Source organism: Paraburkholderia sp. EG287B, assembly GCF_040965595.1.
Taxonomy (GTDB): Bacteria; Pseudomonadota; Gammaproteobacteria; order Burkholderiales; family Burkholderiaceae; genus Paraburkholderia.
Genome location: NZ_JBFRCG010000004.1, coordinates 289,384 through 306,780, shown reverse-complemented (window position 1 = coordinate 306,780; position 17,397 = coordinate 289,384). Strand labels below are relative to the sequence as shown.

16 protein-coding genes and 1 pseudogene are annotated in these 17,397 nt (G+C 65.4%); 6 read left to right on the top strand and 11 right to left on the bottom strand.

Translation table 11 applies throughout. From position 1 onward, the window contains the following. Positions 1-190: 190 nt before the first annotated feature. Complete coding sequence (locus AB4Y40_RS08910; RefSeq protein WP_368687370.1) at positions 191-1,636, bottom strand: DEAD/DEAH box helicase; 1,446 nt, start codon at positions 1,634-1,636, stop codon at positions 191-193. A 246-nt stretch (positions 1,637-1,882) separates the two neighbouring features. Here AB4Y40_RS08910 and AB4Y40_RS08905 point away from each other — a divergent pair, with 246 nt between their 5' ends. Then, positions 1,883-2,173: a hypothetical protein gene (locus tag AB4Y40_RS08905; RefSeq protein ID WP_324161960.1), complete on the top strand. Its 291-nt coding sequence runs from the start codon at positions 1,883-1,885 to the stop codon at positions 2,171-2,173. Positions 2,174-2,325: 152 nt separating this feature from the next. Here the strand turns inward: AB4Y40_RS08905 and AB4Y40_RS08900 are convergent, their stop codons facing one another. Then, positions 2,326-2,505: a hypothetical protein gene (locus tag AB4Y40_RS08900; RefSeq protein WP_368687369.1), complete on the bottom strand. Its 180-nt coding sequence runs from the start codon at positions 2,503-2,505 to the stop codon at positions 2,326-2,328. Between the two features lie 294 nt (positions 2,506-2,799). Continuing rightward, the gene (locus AB4Y40_RS08895; protein ID WP_368687368.1) at positions 2,800-3,312 is read right to left on the bottom strand and encodes a hypothetical protein; all 513 of its coding nucleotides are present in this window, start codon (positions 3,310-3,312) and stop codon (positions 2,800-2,802) included. A 235-nt stretch (positions 3,313-3,547) separates the two neighbouring features. On the opposite strand from AB4Y40_RS08895, the gene AB4Y40_RS08890 reads away from it, so the two are divergent. Continuing rightward, positions 3,548-3,823: an OsmC family protein gene (locus tag AB4Y40_RS08890; RefSeq protein WP_368687367.1), complete on the top strand. Its 276-nt coding sequence runs from the start codon at positions 3,548-3,550 to the stop codon at positions 3,821-3,823. Positions 3,824-3,870: 47 nt separating this feature from the next. On the opposite strand, the gene AB4Y40_RS08885 is transcribed toward AB4Y40_RS08890, so the two are convergent. Beyond that, positions 3,871-4,752 (bottom strand): LysR substrate-binding domain-containing protein, encoded by an 882-nt coding sequence (locus AB4Y40_RS08885; RefSeq protein WP_368687483.1) that lies wholly within the window; start codon positions 4,750-4,752, stop codon positions 3,871-3,873. Positions 4,753-4,843: 91 nt separating this feature from the next. Here AB4Y40_RS08885 and AB4Y40_RS08880 point away from each other — a divergent pair, with 91 nt between their 5' ends. After that, on the top strand, positions 4,844-5,611 hold the full coding sequence (locus AB4Y40_RS08880; RefSeq protein ID WP_368687366.1) for a sulfite exporter TauE/SafE family protein: 768 nt from the start codon (positions 4,844-4,846) through the stop codon (positions 5,609-5,611). Between the two features lie 306 nt (positions 5,612-5,917). Next, the gene (locus AB4Y40_RS08875) at positions 5,918-6,220 is read left to right on the top strand and encodes a DUF4148 domain-containing protein (RefSeq protein ID WP_368687365.1); all 303 of its coding nucleotides are present in this window, start codon (positions 5,918-5,920) and stop codon (positions 6,218-6,220) included. A gap of 144 nt (positions 6,221-6,364) precedes the next feature. Here the strand turns inward: AB4Y40_RS08875 and AB4Y40_RS08870 are convergent, their stop codons facing one another. Together AB4Y40_RS08870 and AB4Y40_RS08865 are read right to left on the bottom strand one after the other, a co-directional pair. Continuing rightward, on the bottom strand, positions 6,365-6,940 hold the full coding sequence (locus AB4Y40_RS08870) for a class I SAM-dependent methyltransferase (protein WP_368687364.1): 576 nt from the start codon (positions 6,938-6,940) through the stop codon (positions 6,365-6,367). 84 nt (positions 6,941-7,024) lie between these two features. Beyond that, positions 7,025-7,867, bottom strand: a complete 843-nt coding sequence (locus AB4Y40_RS08865) for an intradiol ring-cleavage dioxygenase (RefSeq protein WP_368687363.1) — start codon at positions 7,865-7,867, stop codon at positions 7,025-7,027. 397 nt (positions 7,868-8,264) lie between these two features. Between AB4Y40_RS08865 and AB4Y40_RS08860 the strand changes: the two genes are divergently transcribed. Beyond that, entirely contained in the window at positions 8,265-9,413 is a 1,149-nt protein-coding gene (locus AB4Y40_RS08860; protein ID WP_368687362.1) for a branched-chain amino acid ABC transporter substrate-binding protein, read from the top strand. Between the two features lie 80 nt (positions 9,414-9,493). Here AB4Y40_RS08860 and AB4Y40_RS08855 read toward each other — a convergent pair whose 3' ends face one another. The 5 genes and pseudogenes from AB4Y40_RS08855 to mdlC form a co-directional block, all read right to left on the bottom strand. Beyond that, positions 9,494-10,630, bottom strand: coding sequence for a porin (locus AB4Y40_RS08855; RefSeq protein ID WP_368687361.1), 1,137 nt, complete (start codon positions 10,628-10,630; stop codon positions 9,494-9,496). 190 nt (positions 10,631-10,820) lie between these two features. Beyond that, a complete protein-coding gene (locus tag AB4Y40_RS08850) occupies positions 10,821-12,218 on the bottom strand; it encodes an MFS transporter (RefSeq protein ID WP_368687360.1) in 1,398 nt (465 codons plus the stop codon). Positions 12,219-12,292: 74 nt separating this feature from the next. Beyond that, positions 12,293-13,214 (bottom strand): annotated as a pseudogene (locus AB4Y40_RS08845) (ketopantoate reductase family protein). 9 nt (positions 13,215-13,223) lie between these two features. Then, positions 13,224-14,675 (bottom strand): aldehyde dehydrogenase, encoded by a 1,452-nt coding sequence (locus tag AB4Y40_RS08840; RefSeq protein ID WP_368687359.1) that lies wholly within the window; start codon positions 14,673-14,675, stop codon positions 13,224-13,226. Between the two features lie 49 nt (positions 14,676-14,724). Further along, positions 14,725-16,377, bottom strand: coding sequence for a benzoylformate decarboxylase (gene mdlC / locus AB4Y40_RS08835; RefSeq protein WP_368687358.1), 1,653 nt, complete (start codon positions 16,375-16,377; stop codon positions 14,725-14,727). Positions 16,378-16,484: 107 nt separating this feature from the next. Between mdlC and AB4Y40_RS08830 the strand changes: the two genes are divergently transcribed. After that, complete coding sequence (locus AB4Y40_RS08830; RefSeq protein ID WP_368687357.1) at positions 16,485-17,393, top strand: LysR family transcriptional regulator; 909 nt, start codon at positions 16,485-16,487, stop codon at positions 17,391-17,393. The last annotated feature ends 4 nt before the right edge of the window (positions 17,394-17,397 follow it).

Genomic DNA, 17,397 nt, shown 5'->3' with positions numbered 1-17,397 from the left:
TCCAATACGCCCCTGATCAGCAACTCCGATTCGCGCAAAGGGCGCACTTGCCGTTCTCGCTTCGGCGACGTGACGCACGAGGCACCGCTTCGCGCGGCGGCAGGTGCGATCGCCGTAAGCTTCGCTGTCGTCTCTCGCAGGCACTGGCCGCGCTGAGCCCGGTTGTGCCGGCGTTGCTCATCCCAACGGATCAGGGTTGGCGTTTACCGCGGCCGCCAGCGGGTTTGCCAGCCGGCTTGCGTGAACCCGCAGCTGGCTTGGTGGCGGGTTTGCTGCGCGGCTTCTGCACGCTGAATGGGCTACCGCTCGTGAAACTTGTGTCCTTACCCGCAGCAACAACGCGCTGCGCCGCAGGCTTGCGCTTGTTTTCCCCGCTCTGCGGGAGTGGTTTTTTGCCGGGCACCTGCATCGCGCCCGGCGCAGCTTGCGGCACTTTGGGCTTCTTGGGCTTTTTGGGTTTCTTGATGAGCTGGCCCGTCGCGCTGGTTTGCGGCACGCGGTGTTCGGCTTCAAAACCCGGCTCTTCTTCACGGGGCAGCGTTTGCCGGATCAGCGCTTCAATCGCGGCCAGTTGCGGCGCTTCGTCGGCACACACGAGCGACACCGCCACGCCGCTGGCGCCCGCGCGGCCGGTACGGCCAATACGGTGCACGTAGTCTTGCGCCACGATCGGCAGATCGACGTTGATCACCAGCGGCAGGTCGTCGATATCGAGCCCGCGCGCAGCCACATCGGTGGCCACCAGCATATTGACTTCGCCCGTCTTGAAGCGCTCCAGCGCACGCAGGCGCGCGGGTTGCGGTTTGTCGCCGTGGATGGTGTCGACCGCATAGCCCGCTTCATCCAGCATGGCCGCCAGATAATCGACGCCACTGCGGGTTTTGACGAACACCAGCGCGTGCTCCCAGTTGTTCTCGGCCACGAGGTGCATGAAGAGGTCAGGCTTGTTCCTTTTATCCACCGGCACCACCCACTGCTTGATCTTGCTGGCCGTGGCATTGGGCGGGCTGACGCTGATATTGACGGGGCTGCGCAGAATGCCCGCCGCCATGGCGCGGATATCGTCGGTAAATGTGGCGGAGAACAGCAGGGTCTGGCGCTGAACCGGCAACGCAGCAAAGACGGCGTTGAGTTCGCGCGCAAAGCCCAGATCCAGCATGCGGTCGGCTTCGTCCAGCACCAGCGTTTGCACCTGATCAAACTGCACGGCGTTCTGGCGATTGAGATCCAGCAAACGGCCCGGCGTGGCAACGAGCACGTCGACGCCTTTGCGCAGCTTCATCATCTGCGGGTTGATACTCACGCCGCCGTAGGCGGCCAGCAATCGCAAGTCGAGGCCTTTGCCGTAAGCGATAAAGCTTTGCAGCACTTGCTCAGCCAGTTCACGCGTGGGCACCAGCACCAGAACGCGCGCGCGGTTGCTGGACGTCGCTGGGCCGTGTTGCACCAGCCGTTGCAGCAGCGGCAGCGCAAAACCCGCCGTTTTGCCAGTGCCGGTCTGTGCCCCAGCCATGACGTCCTTGCCACTGAGCACGGCAGGAATCGCCTTGGCCTGCACCGGCGTAGGTGTCTGGTAATTGAGGTCTTGCACGTTACGCAGCAAGGGTTCGATCAGGCCAAGCGAGGCAAAGGACATTGGCATATTCCGGGCTAAAACCGCAATTTTAGCGGTTACCGCGCTGATTTCTCCGCGCAGCTTCGATGGTCAAGAAGATCGCTGTGAACACCGCTGAATAACGTAGCGGTGCCGCGCGCCGCGCCGGCATCATCGCTGGACATGAAAGGTTCCGTATTGGTGTGTCATCGTACAGAACCGCTTCATGTGCTACTGTAGCTACCCAGAGCCAGCAGGACGTTTCAGTCGAACACCAGAAGGATCCTCATGGAATTCAACAATGGCGCTGTACTAGAAGCTCTTCGACTTGCTTTGCATCGACAAATACCGTGGCACAAGCGACCGGCAATCTTCACGTTGCTTCGCTCGCACGGTTTGATCCAGATCGTGGACCAGAAACCTCCCCCCAGCACGAAGTATCTCCCCACATTACAGATTGCCGTCCTGACGGATAAAGGACAGAGCGAAATCCGGCGCATCGAAGCGTCGAAGCACGTTTCAGGATGGCTGGACGACGACTACTTCGCGACGTTCCTTGCAGGGGTAGTGCTTGCTTGACCACGCATCATTGCGTGTCTGCGATTGCGATATTCGCGAATCGGGCCAGATCGCCTCGGAAGTGCCTCGCATGATAAAGGGCAGAATCCGACCACTATCCGCCCGTCAGTAGAACGTCGATCCGGCGGCAGCTTTGGGCGTACGAGTGCGTTTTACCCAGTCGATCCACTATCGCGACTGATCGCACTTAAAACACGCGAGGTCGTTTTCGCGGCCAGAACCGGCAGCGCGCCAAAGACGCTGTTGTCGACGTGATGCATGACTTCGGCCAGATAGAAAACGGATAACGCAATGATCGGGTGGTACATCGCACGGCTAATCAGGCGTTTCATCGGTATCTCACGCTATCGTATTGCCCGAAGCGGCGACTCACGGTGCGTGAACCGATTCGTGCATGGGTAACGCGACTAACTTCCAGGCTCCAAGGAAGGGTTGATTGCGAAGTACGCGTGAGGCTGATCAGCGATGTTCCTTCCTGTAACGAACTCTGCCTGCGGCAAGCCGTTGCCCTCCTGCCCGGACGTCGATCTTTCTTGACCGATCGTCCACTTCTCGCCGACGCGTCGCGTGTCCGTTGCCGGACGCCCTCAATGACGCCAGGTCATCCTGATGAAGCAAGCACGCGATCAGTTCGCTGGGAGACACGCGAAGTGCTTCATTAAGCATGGCGAAATCATCAGTAAGGAGACTGTCATCAAATGAATTCGCGGGTATAAGATGTAGCGCTCGGCCATGGCGACGAACGACCGGCGCCAGATTTCTCGCCCGGGAAAGCGCATTTCACGCGAGCTATCCATGGATGCTGTCTCCGATGTACTGCGCGCTGTTCGTCTGAGCGGCGCCGTGTTTCTGAACGGGGCATTCACTGGAAGGAAGAGAGTCAGCACGCGATTCTCGACGAACTCGAATGGAAACGGCACGACGCCACGCTGACGGAAGCGGCGCGCGACGATGCGGTCAATGAATTCATTGACCTGGTGGTTGCGATCGACGGCATTTTGCGCGTGCAGGCGGCAGCGGTTTCGCGCTATTTCGTTGCGAACTGCGGGCGTGCCTTCGGCGAGGCCGAAGCCGCCTCGATCGAAGCGAATTTCCATCACGCATACCGTTGGCAGTACATCCATTCCGGCATGCATCATCCCCATTTCGCGCAGGTGCTCGATCGGCTCGTCTCCGAAGAGCAGGGACTAGCTGGCGAGTCGCGACTGCCTGGCTGGGCCAGACGCGCAGTCGCTCGGCGGTCGAAGGATTTTCAATAGGTGGCCAGCAGGTGCCGCGCCGTTTCACGATCGATATCGACGAGCCTTGCGAACTCGGCGGTTCGAATCGATTCGCAAATCCTCAGGAGCATCTTATTGCGGCGTTGAACGCTGCATGACGGTGGGCTATGTCGCGCAATGCGCCCTTCGCGGGATCACACTGCAATCGCTCGAGATCGAAACCGAGGGCGACATCGATCTGACGGGATTTCTCGGACTCGACCCGCAGATCGCGAACGGCTACGAGAGTTTGCGCTACACCGTTCGTATCAGGGGAGACGGTACGAAGGAGCAATTCGCGCAAGTGCATGAGGCGGTGATGGCGACGTCGCCGAACGTCTACAACCTCGCGAATGCGGTTGGGTTGAAATCGACGCTCGCGGTCGAGTGATTGGCAACATGGGGCGCCGCGCGGCGAGTCCTCTCGATGCATCGTGTCTACCGCGCGCCCTGCCGCAGTTGCTGCGCGAACAGACCCGCGTGCGGAGTCAGGGTGGCGAAGTCGCGCGCACAGAGATACAGCCGCCGCGTCGCCCACGCCTCCGCCAGCGGCACCACGACCACGTCGCTGCGCAGTTTTTCGGCGAGCCCATCGGAAAGGATCGAAATGCCGATTCCCGCTTCGACGTGCATGGCCACATGTTCGATGTTGCGCAACTGAATGCGGTAGTCGAGCTGGCGTCCCAGGCGCGACGCACGTTCCGCGAGGTGGGTTTCGAGCGCCGTGTCCGCCACGCCCACGATGGGCTCACCGAGGATATCGGCAAAGGCGACGTCCGCTTGCTGGGCAAAACGATGCGACTGGCCGACGACCACGACGAGCTGGTCACGGGCGATCAGATGCGTCTGCAGCGTGCCGAGGTCCGTTATGTCCGCAACGACGCCCAGATCTGCGCGCCTGTCCACGAGGATCTGGACGATCTCCGCACTGGGCCGCTCCTCCAGGTCGATCGACAGGTCGCGATGCGCGGCCAGAAATCGGCAAAGCTGCGGCGGCAGGAACGCAGCCATGGCGGCGGTGTTGGATAGCAGCCTGATGCGGCCTTTCAAGCCCGTTGCGTAGGTTCGCAGTTCGCCGCGCATCATTTCGACCTGGCCCAAAATCGAACGGGCATGGCGAACCAGCGCGTCGCCTGCAGCGGTCGTGCGCACGCCACGGCGGTTGCGCTCCAGTAACGGCGCACCCAATGCCGCCTCCATGCTGGCAATGCGTTCGCTCACCGAGGCGAGCGCCAGATGCATCGTGCGGGCACCTTGTGTCAGGCTCCCGCATTCCACCACGCTCAGGAACAGCCGCATATCCGTCAAGTCGAAGCGCATAGCATCAAGTGTCATCTCTTCGGAATTTCCGAAGTCTAGCACCGGAAATGCCAGATTGTGAGAAGCCGGCGCGGCGACTAACATCGCTTCCATGAACTCGATGGCTTTAGTTTTTTCCGCTGGATTGGCGGCTGGCGCGATGAATGCGCTGGCAGGGGGCGGCTCGTTCGTCAGCTTGCCGGCACTGATTGCCGCGGGCGTGCCTCCGGTTCAGGCGAACACTTCGAGCACGGTCGCGCTGTTCCCGGGCGGCCTGGCCAGCGCGTGGGCCTATCGCGACGGACTGCGCCCGGTGGGCAGCGTGTCGCTTCGCGCGCTGCTGGCGACGACGCTCTGCGGCGGCTTTGCCGGCGCGCTGCTGTTGCTGTGGACGTCATCGGCAGCGTTCACGTTCGTGCTGCCATGGCTGCTTCTGGTTGCTTCCATCGCGCTCGCGTTCGGGCGGCGCATTGGCGAGGCGTTGCGCGCACGCTGGCACATTCACGCGAACGCGGTACTGGCTGTGCAGTTCATGCTCGGCGTCTATGGCGGCTACTTTGGTGGCGCGGTCGGAATCATGATGATTGCGATATGGGGACTGCTCGACAACTCCGACATCAAGCATCTCAACGCGCCGCGCACGCTGCTGGTCAGTGCGGCGAATATGGTGGCGGTACTTGCGTTCATCGTGGCCAACGCAGTGCACTGGCCGGAGACGCTGGTCATGCTCGTGGGCGCAATCATCGGGGGATACAGCGGCGCCCGGATCGGGCGCCGGACGCCGCCGCGCGTCATCCGCGCCGTCACGCTGCTTGTCACCTCCTGCATCACGCTGGCGTTCTTCGTGAAAACCTACGCGCCCCTGCTGCTGCATCGCTAATGAGTGAGGACACCATGCTCTGCGCCTTGTTGGAAACGGTGGGAACACTGGCCATCCTGGCCAGTCTCGCGGCACAGTTCCGCAGGCCTCGGCAGTAACGCCCTGGGTATCGATTCGCCGCGGCTTTTCGAGAGCCTCCATCAAATGATGGAGGTCAAAACGATCACTCGCGCATACGATCGGAATAGACGACAACGATAACGCTTTAGCGCTGCAAAGACTGGCAAGGGGTCGAACCAGGGTTCGGATGAGCGGGCCGTTTGCAGCACGAGTCAGCCGGTGTCACTAACCCGGAGGCGGGCCATTATGAAGACGCTAGTCCACACAGTTTGCGCGGTCGCCGTCATGGCTGTGCCAGTTGCATCGCTGGCGCAGTCGGATGCGGGGCTGACGCGCGCGCAAGTGCAGGGCGAGATCGCCCAGCTTCAGCAAGCCGGCTTCAATCCGGCCAATGCGAATACCGTCGACTTTCCCTCCGGCATGCCGGCCGCCGACGCTAGCGCCGCCGGCCAGGGTAGCGGCTACGGCCCTGCAATGAACGGCTCGTCGCAGACGGGCCATCCGGCCAGCCCGACTGGGATGAAGCCGGTGTTCTTTGGCGGGTCGTAAGCCCTTTTCGTCTGACCAGGTTGGGCGATTGGGGAGCATGCCGTCTCTCCCCGGGACGGCGTGGAGCGTCGTGCCATGCGCTTCGCGCCGTTCAGGAGCCCGAAAGGACGCGGCCGACGCCTGCTCCTGGTCCGTTATGTGTGCTCATGGCTTGACAGCGAGCACGCAAAAAGCCTTCTCTGTTTCGATCAGCTTCGCTTCGACGAAGCCAGCGGCGGTTAGTCGTTCGATCAATCCGCCCGGCTGTTGGCCCGAATAAGTGGTGAAACCGAGCGCGACGGCACCCCCGGCTTTCATGGCGCGCCGTATCGCGGCCAGGCCGGTTTCGGCGTCCGGCCAGACCTGCATGGAGTTGATGGCCAGCACCTTGTCGAAGGTGCTGTCTTCGAATGGCAACCGCTCCACTGAGCCGATTCGCAGACCGACCCGGCCGCGGGCGATTGCAACGGCATTCCGGGCTGTGGCTTGCGCCAGCATTTCCTGTGATGGATCGATGCCGTCAACTTGCCCCGAGGGTGCCGCTGCAGCGAGAAGCTGAATACCCGCGCCAGGCCCAAAGCCGATTTCAAGCACGCGGTCGTGTTGCCGAATCTCGAGAAGGCCAATCACCCAGGCCGCGCACGGCTGGTTCAGCCTTGCCATGACTGTGCCGCCGAGCCGGCCGAGGATGCCTTCGGGTCGACCGAATGCTCGCATCAAAACACGCTCGAACGCACCCACGATCGCTTCTCCCGTGTCGCATGTGAGAAGTCTATCAGCGCCTCCTGGGCCAGCTTCGCAGCCACTCTCCCGGTGCGGTCTCGATCAGCGCGCGGGAAGCCCCGGAAGCGGTTCGACCGGCTGAGGCTGCGCATCGGGATCGACCACCGCACTCACGCGTGCACGCAACCCGGTTAAGCGGCCATCAACGGCAATAGGGCGCGCGCTTGCGATCATCGACGAGCCGGACTGATCGACGAATACCGGGTCTTCGCTCTGCGTGGTCCGCTGGATCGCGTGGCTGCGATACGGATCGAGTTGCATCAGCGTCACCATCAACGATTCCGGCAAGAAGACCTGGCCGACGTGCGAAACGTGCGTGCGCTGCGGTTGCGACGCGCTTGCCGTGCGGACCTTGAAATGGATGTGGTTGGTGCGCCCGGGATAGATGCCCGGCACGATGGTCTCGAACGTGACGATGCCCGCGCGATCGGTGTGCTGAATGCCGCGCAGGAAGGTCTGGTGATCGGTGGGCCGCAGCGTGGGCGGCGTCATGGGCGGCGGACCAGGGGGCAGCCCTGCCGACGGGCGGCCGGGCGCCTTCGGATCGAAATCGGGCGGGGGCGGCAGTTCCATCTTCGTGTAGCCCGAATAGACGCCCATCGCATCGCATTGCCATATGTCGACCGCGGCGCCAACGAGCGGCGCACACGTTCTCGCATCGGTGAGCGCGATATCGAGCGTCAACGGCAAGCCCGCCCTGCCCTCCCGGATGTCGCGACGCACGAGGTCTCCGTCGATCCAGTAAGGGCCGACTTCCTGCTCGGGCGTGAGCCGGCAAGGCGCGGCGCTCGCGAAGGCCGCAGGGCTCGTATCGATGGACGCGACGGTCGTGCCGACCGCGATCGTCAGTTTGATGAATTCTCGTCGTGACAGGCGTGATGTCATTGTTGTGCTGCATTGCGCGTGATGGCGGGACTTTACCGGAGCCGGCGCGCATGTCGATTACATTTCTATTACGCCTTATTTCGCGCCGGCAGGGCGTACTTGCCCTGATTGCCCCGATTCGGCTGGCTATGCAGAAATGCGCATGGAAGCCGTCGTGAACGGTCAAGACGAAGCGATATTGGCTTCCTATAGTCGCTCTCAGCGTCTCGCCCCGGCGTCTTGCGTGCGGGGCGGTTCGATCGATTCCACGCCCATTCTGGAGGAGCCCAACCCGCAGTCGACGCGAACAAGAGAGTCGTGAACCGGCCGCCGACCGCGCGAAGCAGACAACGCGGGCGCGCCCGGCCGGTATGCACGCCACAGCAGTGAACCCATGCTTGCCGACAAAGGAAACAACATGCGTTTTGCGAAGACTCTTACCCCTATCGCAGTTGCCGTTGGAGCACTTCTCGCTGTTGCACCGCTCGCCTCGCGCGCGGATACCGTCGTTAAAATCGGTTTTGCCGCGCCGCTCACCGGACCGAACGCCAGTTACGGCAAGGACCTGGAAAACGGCGTCAAGATGGCCCTCGACGACGCCAAGGCGCAAGGCGTCAAAATCAACGGTCAGCCCGTCTCGTTCGAACTCGTCGCCGAAGACGATCAGGCCGACCCGCGCGTGGGCGTGCAGGTCGCGCAGAAGCTCGTGGACGAAGGCGTTTCGGTCGTCGTCGGCCACTTCAACTCGGGCACGACCATTCCCGCTTCCGAGCTGTACGAAAAGGCGGGCCTGCCCGACATCGATCCGGCCGCCACGAACCCTGTCATCAGCGGCCGCGGCTTCAAGAACATCTTCATGGTGATCTCGAGCGACGCGCAAAACGCAGGCACCGCGGGCGCCTACGCGGTCACGACGACGAAGGCCAAACGCATCGCCGTCATCGACGACCGCACGGCGTTCGGCCAAGGCGAAGCCGACGAGTTCGTGAAGGCCGTCAAGGCGCACGGCGGCGAGATCGTCGACCGCGAGTACACGACGAACCAGGCGACGGACTTCAAGACGCAGCTCACGAACATCAAGAGCAAGAACCCCGATCTGATTTTCGTGGGCGCCCTCAACCCGCAGGCGGCCGGCATCATGAAACAGATGGCCCAGCTCGGCATCAAGGCGCAGTACGTGGGCGGCGGCGGCGTGAAGGATGTGGACTTCGTCAAACTCGCGGGCGACGTGTCCGAAGGCGCCATGGCGTGGGAGTACGGCCGGCCGCTCGACAGCACGCCGGTCGGCGCGAAGTTCGCCGATCGCTTCAAGCAGAAGTACGGCGTGGACGTGCTTTCGTACGCACCGTTCGGCTACGACGCGGCGTGGGCCGCCATCAAGGCGATGCAGGCCGCCAATTCGACCAAGCCCGACGACTATCGCACGAAGATGCAAAGCATCGCCTTCGACGGCATTACCGGCCATATCGAGTACAACGCGAATGGCTCGCTCAAGAACGGTTCGTCCACGGTCTATCAGGTGAAGAACGGCCAGTGGGTGACGGTCAAGACGGTAAGCGGTCTCTGATCGCCCACGCGGACCTCGCCTCGTTCAGATGAGGTCCGCGTACAAAGTGCGGGATGGCACCGCCACCGGTCGCCGCATTCCTAGAAGCTGTGCCGGATCCCCGCCATGATCCCCAGTTGCCCCGCCCCCGCTGCGGGCGTCGTGCCGCCGCCGCCCTGGCTCACTGTATAGGCCGCCTTCGCGCTGTTCCACAAATACGCGCCCTGCAGATAAACGGCTGATCGCTTGGAAAGCTGATACGTGCTGCGCAGCGCCGCAATCGTGCCGCGCGTGTCGTGGTCGCTGTTGACGATGCGGTACACGCCGCCATCGACGATAAAGGCCGCCGTCACCGGATACTGTGCCGTGAGATAGAACTGGTCCGAACGCACGTTGGGCGTTTCAGCCGAAACCGTGTCGACGCGCCTGCCCAGCCAGCCGCCGCCGATGCGCAGCGCGCCGATATGGCCGTAGCCGTTGAGCTGGATGCGCACGTCGGTGTCGCCCGGATTCGTCAGCGCGAAGGTCGGCGTGCCGTCGTAGAGGTTTGCCGCCGCGCCAGGGCCGCCGCGTTGTTCGTCATAGGCCGCGGCGACGCCGTAGCCATTGCGGTCGTAGCGCAGCATCGCCGACCATTCGCGGCAAGACTGCGAACTGCCCGGCACTGGCCCCACGCAGGTGCCCTGGCCCGGCGAATTGCCGGTGCCGGCCGAATCGCGTCCGAACGACCACGTCGCGCCGAGTGTGAAGCCGCCGTAGCTGCCCTTGTAGACGATCGTGTTGTCGCTGCGCGAGCTCGGCAAGTACTGGTCGAACGAAGCCGTGCCGCCGTAGATGTCCGGTCCGAGCAGATCGGCGTCGGCGATCGCCCAGAACGTCATGGTGTACTGACGCCCGATCGTCAGGCTGCCGTAGGGACTGCTCATGCCCACCCACGCCTGGCGCCCGAACAGCCGGCCGCCCTGGTTCAAGGTGCCGCCGCGCATGTTGAAGCCGCTCTCCAGCGCGAATATCGTGGACCACCCGCCGCCCAGCCCTTCGCTGCCGCGCACGCCCCAACGCGAGGGCATCTCGCCGGTAATGCCGGGCATGCGCACCACGCTGTCACCCGCCGCGTTCGCGTGCGAAACGTACTCGATGCCGGTATCGACGATGCCGTAAAGCGTGACGCTGCCCTGCGCGAACGCCGACACGCTGAGGCCCGCGCAGGCCAGCCCTGCTGCGATCCGAAGTTTCATGATCTCCGTGTTCTCCTGGTGTTCCGGTCTCGCGGATTCGCCGCCAGCCGGACGTTGTTTTCGATTCGACGCGTGAAAAGGCGACACGCAGCCTTGTTACGTGTCGTTTTTTTAGGACTCTTGATTGAAAGAACTGGCCGACCGAACGCGATGGCGCGGGTCCGCGCCATCGTCCGGTCTCAGGAATGGGTCAAATCCGCTGCTGTCCCGCGCGCTTCGGGATATGACGGCCCACCACGGCCAGCGCGATCAGCACCAGCGCCATGGCTGCGCCGAGCATCGTCAGATAGCCCGCCGCGCCGCCTGCGGTAATCACCACCGCGCCGGCAAACGCGCTCAGGATCGCGCCCACGCGGCCGAACGCCAGCGCCGAAGCCGTGCCCGTCGCACGTACGCCCGTTGGGTAGACATAGGCACACAGCGCGTACATGGTCGATTGCACCGCATTGACGAACAGCCCGTGCAGGCCGAGACCCGCGATGAGCAAGCCCGTGTGCTGGGTCGCGCCCACGCCGAGCATCACCCAGGCGCTCGCCGCGCCGCCCGCGCAGCACAGCAGGAGCGGCCCGCGCGAGCCGAAGCGCGCAATGGCGAGCGCGCACAGCAACGCGCCGATCACGCCGCCCAGGTTGTACGCGCTCAGCCCGTAGCTGGCGAGCGAGACGCTCAGACCTTCGCTCGTCAGCATGGCGGGCAGCCAGCTGAATGCGCTGTACACGGCGAGCAGGCACATGAAGAACGCCCACCAGATCGCCACGGTGTCGCGTGCGCGGCCGTCGCGAAAGAGCGCCGTGAAGCCCACGTGCTTTTCGGCGCTTTGTTCGCGCACGTCGGTGAACACCGCGTCCGGCGCAACCTCGCGCGCCATGCGGCCGAGCAGGCGCACGAGTTCGGGCCAGCGTTTCGGGCGGCGTGCGAGAAAGCGCGGCGACTCGGGCAACGCCACGAGCAGCACGAGCGCGAGCACGAGGGGCAGCACGCCGCCCGCGAAAAAGAGCCCGCGCCAGCCGTACACCGGCAGCACTTGCGCCGCGAAAATGCCCGCCAGCATGCCGCCGAGCGGTACGCACACGATGGTTGCCGTCACGGCGAAGGTGCGAAAGCGCGCGGGCGTGAATTCGGCCGTCATCGTCGTCGAACTCGGCAGCGCGCCGCCAATGCCGAAGCCGGCAATGAAGCGCAGCGCGGCGATGGCCGCCACGTTCGGCGCGAGGCCGATTGCGCAGGTCGCCGTGCCGAACACGAGCACGCTGCCTACCACGGCCCAGCGGCGTCCGAAGCGATCCGCGAACAGGCCGGCGAATGCGCTGCCGAAGCCCATGCCGATCAGCCCCGCCGCCACGACGGGCGCGAACGCATTGCGCGTAATGCCCCACTCCTTGATCAGCACCGGGATCGCGAAGCCGATCAACTGGCTGTCGAAGCCATCGACGACGATCGACAAGGCCGCCAGCACCACGGCGAACTTCTGCAGCGTGGAATACGCGCCTTCGTCGAGCGTGCGGCCGATATCGACCGTCCCGCCGGCGATGGCGTCGCTCTCGCGCGGCGTCGCTCCCGAAGCGGGGGCGGGCGTGGCATAAGTCATGAATTGTCTCCTTTGCTGCGCTGTGAGCGCGCAGTCATTCGTTAGTCATGGTGGTGCGACGTTGACTGCCTATTTCATACGGAATCCTTTGCATCGACGAGACGAACGAGATGCAGCAGCGCTGCCGTATTCGGCACGGCGATCGCACGCATGCGCGCGGCCTCGACGACCGCGCCGTTGATGGCCTCGATCTCGGTCTTGCGTCCCGCGAGCACGTCCTGAAGCATCGAAGGCCGATGCGCGCGGTGATGCGCGAGCGCGTGCCGCACGTTGTCGGCCACATGCGCTTCGTTCACGGCCACGCCGTGCGCGTGCGCCACCGCCGCGACTTCCGCGACGATCTTGAGCGCGAGCGCCTCGCCGTCCGGCACGCTCGTGAGTTCGCCGACGGTGCAGCCGGTCACCGCGCACAGGCTGTTGAGCGCCGCGTTGAACGCGACCTTCTCCCAGATCGCGCCCCAGACATCGGCGTCCACGGTGCAGGCGAGGCCGGCGTCGTTGAGCGCCTGGACCGTGCGGGAAAGCATCGGCGAATGCGCGCCGTCGGCGCTCATCAGGCGGATCACGCCCGCGCCGTGCGAACTCACACGGCCAGGGCCGTTCCTGTCGGCGGGCCAGGTCGTCACGCCGATCATCACGCGCGCCGGGTCCGCGAACTGCGCGAGACGCTCGGCGTTGCCGAGACCATTCTGCAGCGAGAGCAATGCGGTTTGCGGCCCGAGCACGGCGTGCGCCGCGCCGAGCGCCGCCTGCGTGCAGCGTCTTGGTGAAGACGATCAGCAGATCGGCCGGCGTGGTCGCCGCCTCCGGCCGCAGCGCTTCGAGATTCGTGACGACGCGCTCGCCCGCATCGGTCGTGAGCCGCAGACCGGTTTCTTTGATCGCTTTCAGGTGCGCTTCATCGACGTCGAGCAGCGTGACGCGATGGCCCGCAACGGCGAGCAGGCCGCCGAACAGCGAGCCCATCGCGCCCGCGCCGAGGATGGCGATATGCATGGCGCGCTCTTAGAACGGATAGTGGCGCGGCGCCGTCTGCAGCGTGATCCAGCGCAGTTCGGTGAATTCGGCAATCCCTGCCTTGCCGCCGAAGCGCCCGAAGCCGCTCTCCTTCACGCCGCCGAACGGCATCTGCGCTTCGTCGTGCACGGTCGGCCCGTTGATGTGGCAGATGCCCGACTCGATGCGCTGCGCGACGCGCCATGCGCGCGCCGTATCGCGGCTGAACACCGCCGACGAAAGCCCGTACGCGTTGTCGTTCGCGCAGACAATCGCAGCGTCCTCGCCGCGCACGCGCACGATGCCCTTCACGGGGCCGAACGATTCGTCGTGATAGAGGCGCATCTCGGGCGTGACGTGGTCGAGCAGCGTGGCGGGCATCAGCGTGCTGTCGGCCTTGCCGCCGCAGACGAGGGTCGCGCCTTTGGCGAGCGCGTCGTCGATCAGCGCGTTGCAGCGCTCGACGGTGCTCATGTCCACCACCGAGCCGAGCACGACCGGGCCCTTGCGCGGGTCGCCGAGCGGCAGCGCGCGGGCGCGCTCGCCCAGACGCGCGACGAAGGCGTCGGCAATGCTGTCATCGACGATGATGCGCTCCGTCGACATGCAGATCTGCCCGGAGTTGGCGAACGCGCCGAACGCGGCCGCGTGCGCCGCCGCTTCGATATCGGCATCGTCGAGCACGACGAGCGGGGCCTTGCCGCCCAGTTCGAGCACCGAAGGCTTCAGATAGCGCGCACAGGTTTCGGCGATGATGCGGCCCACGCGCGTGGAGCCCGTGAAGTTCACACGGCGCACCTTCGGGTGCGCGATCATGGCTTCGACCACGCGCGCCGCGTCGGCGGGCGCATTCGTCACGAAGTTGACGGTGCCGCGCGGCAGGCCCGCCTCCTGCATCGCCGCGATGATGAGACCGTGCGTGGCCGGACAGATCTCCGAGCCCTTAAGCACGACGGTATTGCCGCACGCGAGCGGCAACGCGATAGCGCGCACCGCGAGGATCACCGGCGCATTCCACGGCGCGAGGCCGAGCACGACGCCCGCCGGCTGGCGCACGCCCATGGCGACGCTGCCGGGCACGTCGGAGGGAATCAGCTCGCCGCCGATCTGCGTGGTGAGCGCGGCGGCCTCGATCAGGCCCGCCGCCGCGAGATGCACGTTGAAGCCCGCCCAGATGCCCGACGCGCCGGTTTCCGCGGCCATCGCGGCGGCGAACGCTTCGGCTTTGGCTTCGAGCGCGTGCGCGGCCTTCGTGAGCAACGCACGCCGTTCGCTCGGGCCCATGGCCGACCACACCGGAAAGGCGGCGGCGGCGGCATCGACGGCGGCCACGGCATCTTCCACTGTGCCTGCGGGCGCGCGGCTCGCCACCGTGCCGTCGAGCGGATTGCGGCGCTCGAACGTCGCCCCGTTGCGTGCCTGCACCGCTTCGCCGTCGATCAGCATCGTTACGGTTTGCATGTCCTTTTTCCTCGCTTTACGTGAATTCGATGGGTTGCGCGCGCACCGTTCAGGCGACGAGCAGCTCGACCAGCTTCGGGCCCTGCCCGGCCAGCGCGCGGCCAAGCGTATCGCGTAACGGCCCGGCCTCGCTCACGCGCACGCCGGGGCAGCCCATGCCCGCGGCCAGTGTGACGAAATCGAGCCCCGGCAGGTCGGTGCCCTGCACCGGGTCGGTCGGCGCGAAACCGAACACCGGCGCGAAGTCCTGTAGCGCGGCGTAGCGCGTGTTGTTCAGGATGACGAAAGTAATCGGGAGTTCAAGCTGCACCGCGCTCCAGATCGCCTGGATCGAGTACATGCTGGAGCCGTCGCCGATCAGCGCGATCACGCGCTCGCCAGGCCTTGCGAGCGCCACGCCCACGGCGGCGGGCATGCCGTAGCCCAGGCCGCCGCTGTCCATCGTGAGGAACGTGCCGGGGCGCTCGTAGGGCAGATACGTCTGCATCACCGGGCGCGAGCTGGGCGCTTCCTCGACGACGGTCGTGCCCGCGTCGCGCACTTCGGCGAGCGTTTGCAGCGCATAGGCAACCGACATGCGCTCGCCCGGCTCAGCCGGCGGCACGGCGCGGGGCGGTACGGCGCGCGCCGTGGGCATCGCACGTTCGACGGCCGGCGCGGGCCGCTCCAGCAGATCCAGCACGCCCAGCCTCACATTGCCCACTGCGGCCATGCCCTCGGGCGTCCACGCGGCGGTGTTCGGATCGTCGATCAACTGGCACAGCGCGGCGCCCGGCGGCACGTGCGGCCCGTGGCCCTCCACGTGATAGGTGAAAGCCGGCGCGCCGATCGCGAACACGAGATCGTGCCCGCCGAGCAGCTCGACGATGCGCTCGCGCATGGCCGGCAGAAAGCCCGCGAACAGCGGATGCTTTTCCGGAAAGCTGCAACGGCCCGTCATGGGGGCGACGAACACGCGCGCACGATGGCGCTCCGCGAGCCGCACCACCTCGTCGGCCGCGCCCGCGCGATCCACCGCGCCGCCCACCACGAAGACGGGGCGCGCGCACGCGTCGAGCGCTGCGCCGATGGTCGCCAGCATCGCGGGCTCGGGGCGCGTGGTGTGCGCGAGCGCGCGCTCGGGCACGCGTTCGGCCGGCTGGTCCCAGTCGTCCACGGGAATCGACACGAACACCGGGCCGCGCGGCTCCTGCATGGCGATCGCATAGGCACGCGCAATGGCGAGCGGCACGTCCTGCGCGCGCGCCGGCTCGATGCTCCATTTCACATAGGGCTTCGGCAGCTCGGTGGCCTGGGTGGCCGCGAGAAACGGGTCGAACGGCAGGATCGGGCGCGCCTGCTGGCCCGCCGTGACGACGAGCGGCGTGCGGTTGCGAAACGCCGTGAAAATGTTGCCCATGGCGTTGCCCACGCCCGCCGCCGAGTGCAGGTTCACGAGCGCCGCGTTGCCGGTGGCCTGCGCGTAGCCGTCGGCCATGCCGACCACGACCGCTTCCTGGAGGCCGAGCACATAGCGGAAGTCGGCGGGAAAGTCGCGGAACATGGGCAGCTCGGTCGAGCCGGGGTTGGCGAAGACCGAGGTCATGCCCACGCGGCGCGCGAAGTCGATGACCGCGTCACGCACGGTAAAGGCGCCGCCGGGCGCCGTGGTGTCCTGCTTCTGTTGGTTCCGCTGGTTCTGCTGAGGCGCGCTGCCAGTCATCCAAGGCCTCCTGTCGAAAAAAGCGCGTCGTTCAATGGAGGATCATTATCGCGACGCTGCGGGTAACCGAAAATTGCGGATTTCGCCAAAAGCCATTACCTTTGGGCATGACTTACAACCTCCAGCAACTCCAGGCGTTCGCGACCATCGTGTCCGCGGGCAGTCTCGGGCGCGCGGCGGAAACGCTGCACGTGACCCAGCCAGCGCTCTCGCGCGCGATCCGCCGCCTCGAAGAGCAAGTGGGCGCGCCGCTGTTCGAGCGGCATTCGCGCGGCATGCACCTCACCGCCGTGGGCGAGGCGCTCCTGCCGCACGCCATCCTGCTGCAGCGCGAAGCCGAGCAGGCGCGCGAGGAGATCGACGCCATGCGCGGCCTCGCGCGCGGCACGATCCGCGTGGGCGCGGTGGGCAGCATTGCGAGCCTCGTGCTGCCGCTCGCCGTGAGCGGCGTGCTGCGGCGCTGGCCGGGGCTGCGCGTCGAGATTCTCGAAGGCGTGTGGGACCGGCTCGCGGATGCGCTCGTCAAACGCGAGATCGATCTCGCGCTCAGCATGGCCGTGCCCGATACCGACGAAATCGCAGCGATCGGCGATTGCCGCTGGGAGGATTCCAGCTACGTGGTGGCGGCGCACGATCATCCGTTGCGCGCGAAACCTGACCTCACGCTCGCAGACACGCTGAACGAGCAATGGGCGATTCCGCCGCGCGGCACGGCGCCGTTCGAGCACATGGAGCAGGTCTTCGCGGCGCAAGGGCTGGGCCTGCCGAACGTGGTGGTGCAAACGCGCTCGATCACGGCACTCAAGAGCCTCGTGGCGCGCTCCGGGTTCCTGAGCTGGATGGCATCGACGATGTACCTCACGGAAAGCAAGGCGGGTGTGTTCGATACGCTGGACATGCCGGGAGTCGAGGGCCGGCGTACGCTCACCGCGTTTCGCCGGCGCCACGGCATTCTGCCGAGCCCGGCGGTGAAGCTGCTGGAGCAGTTGCGCACCTTGACGGCGGTGCCGCACTAACCGC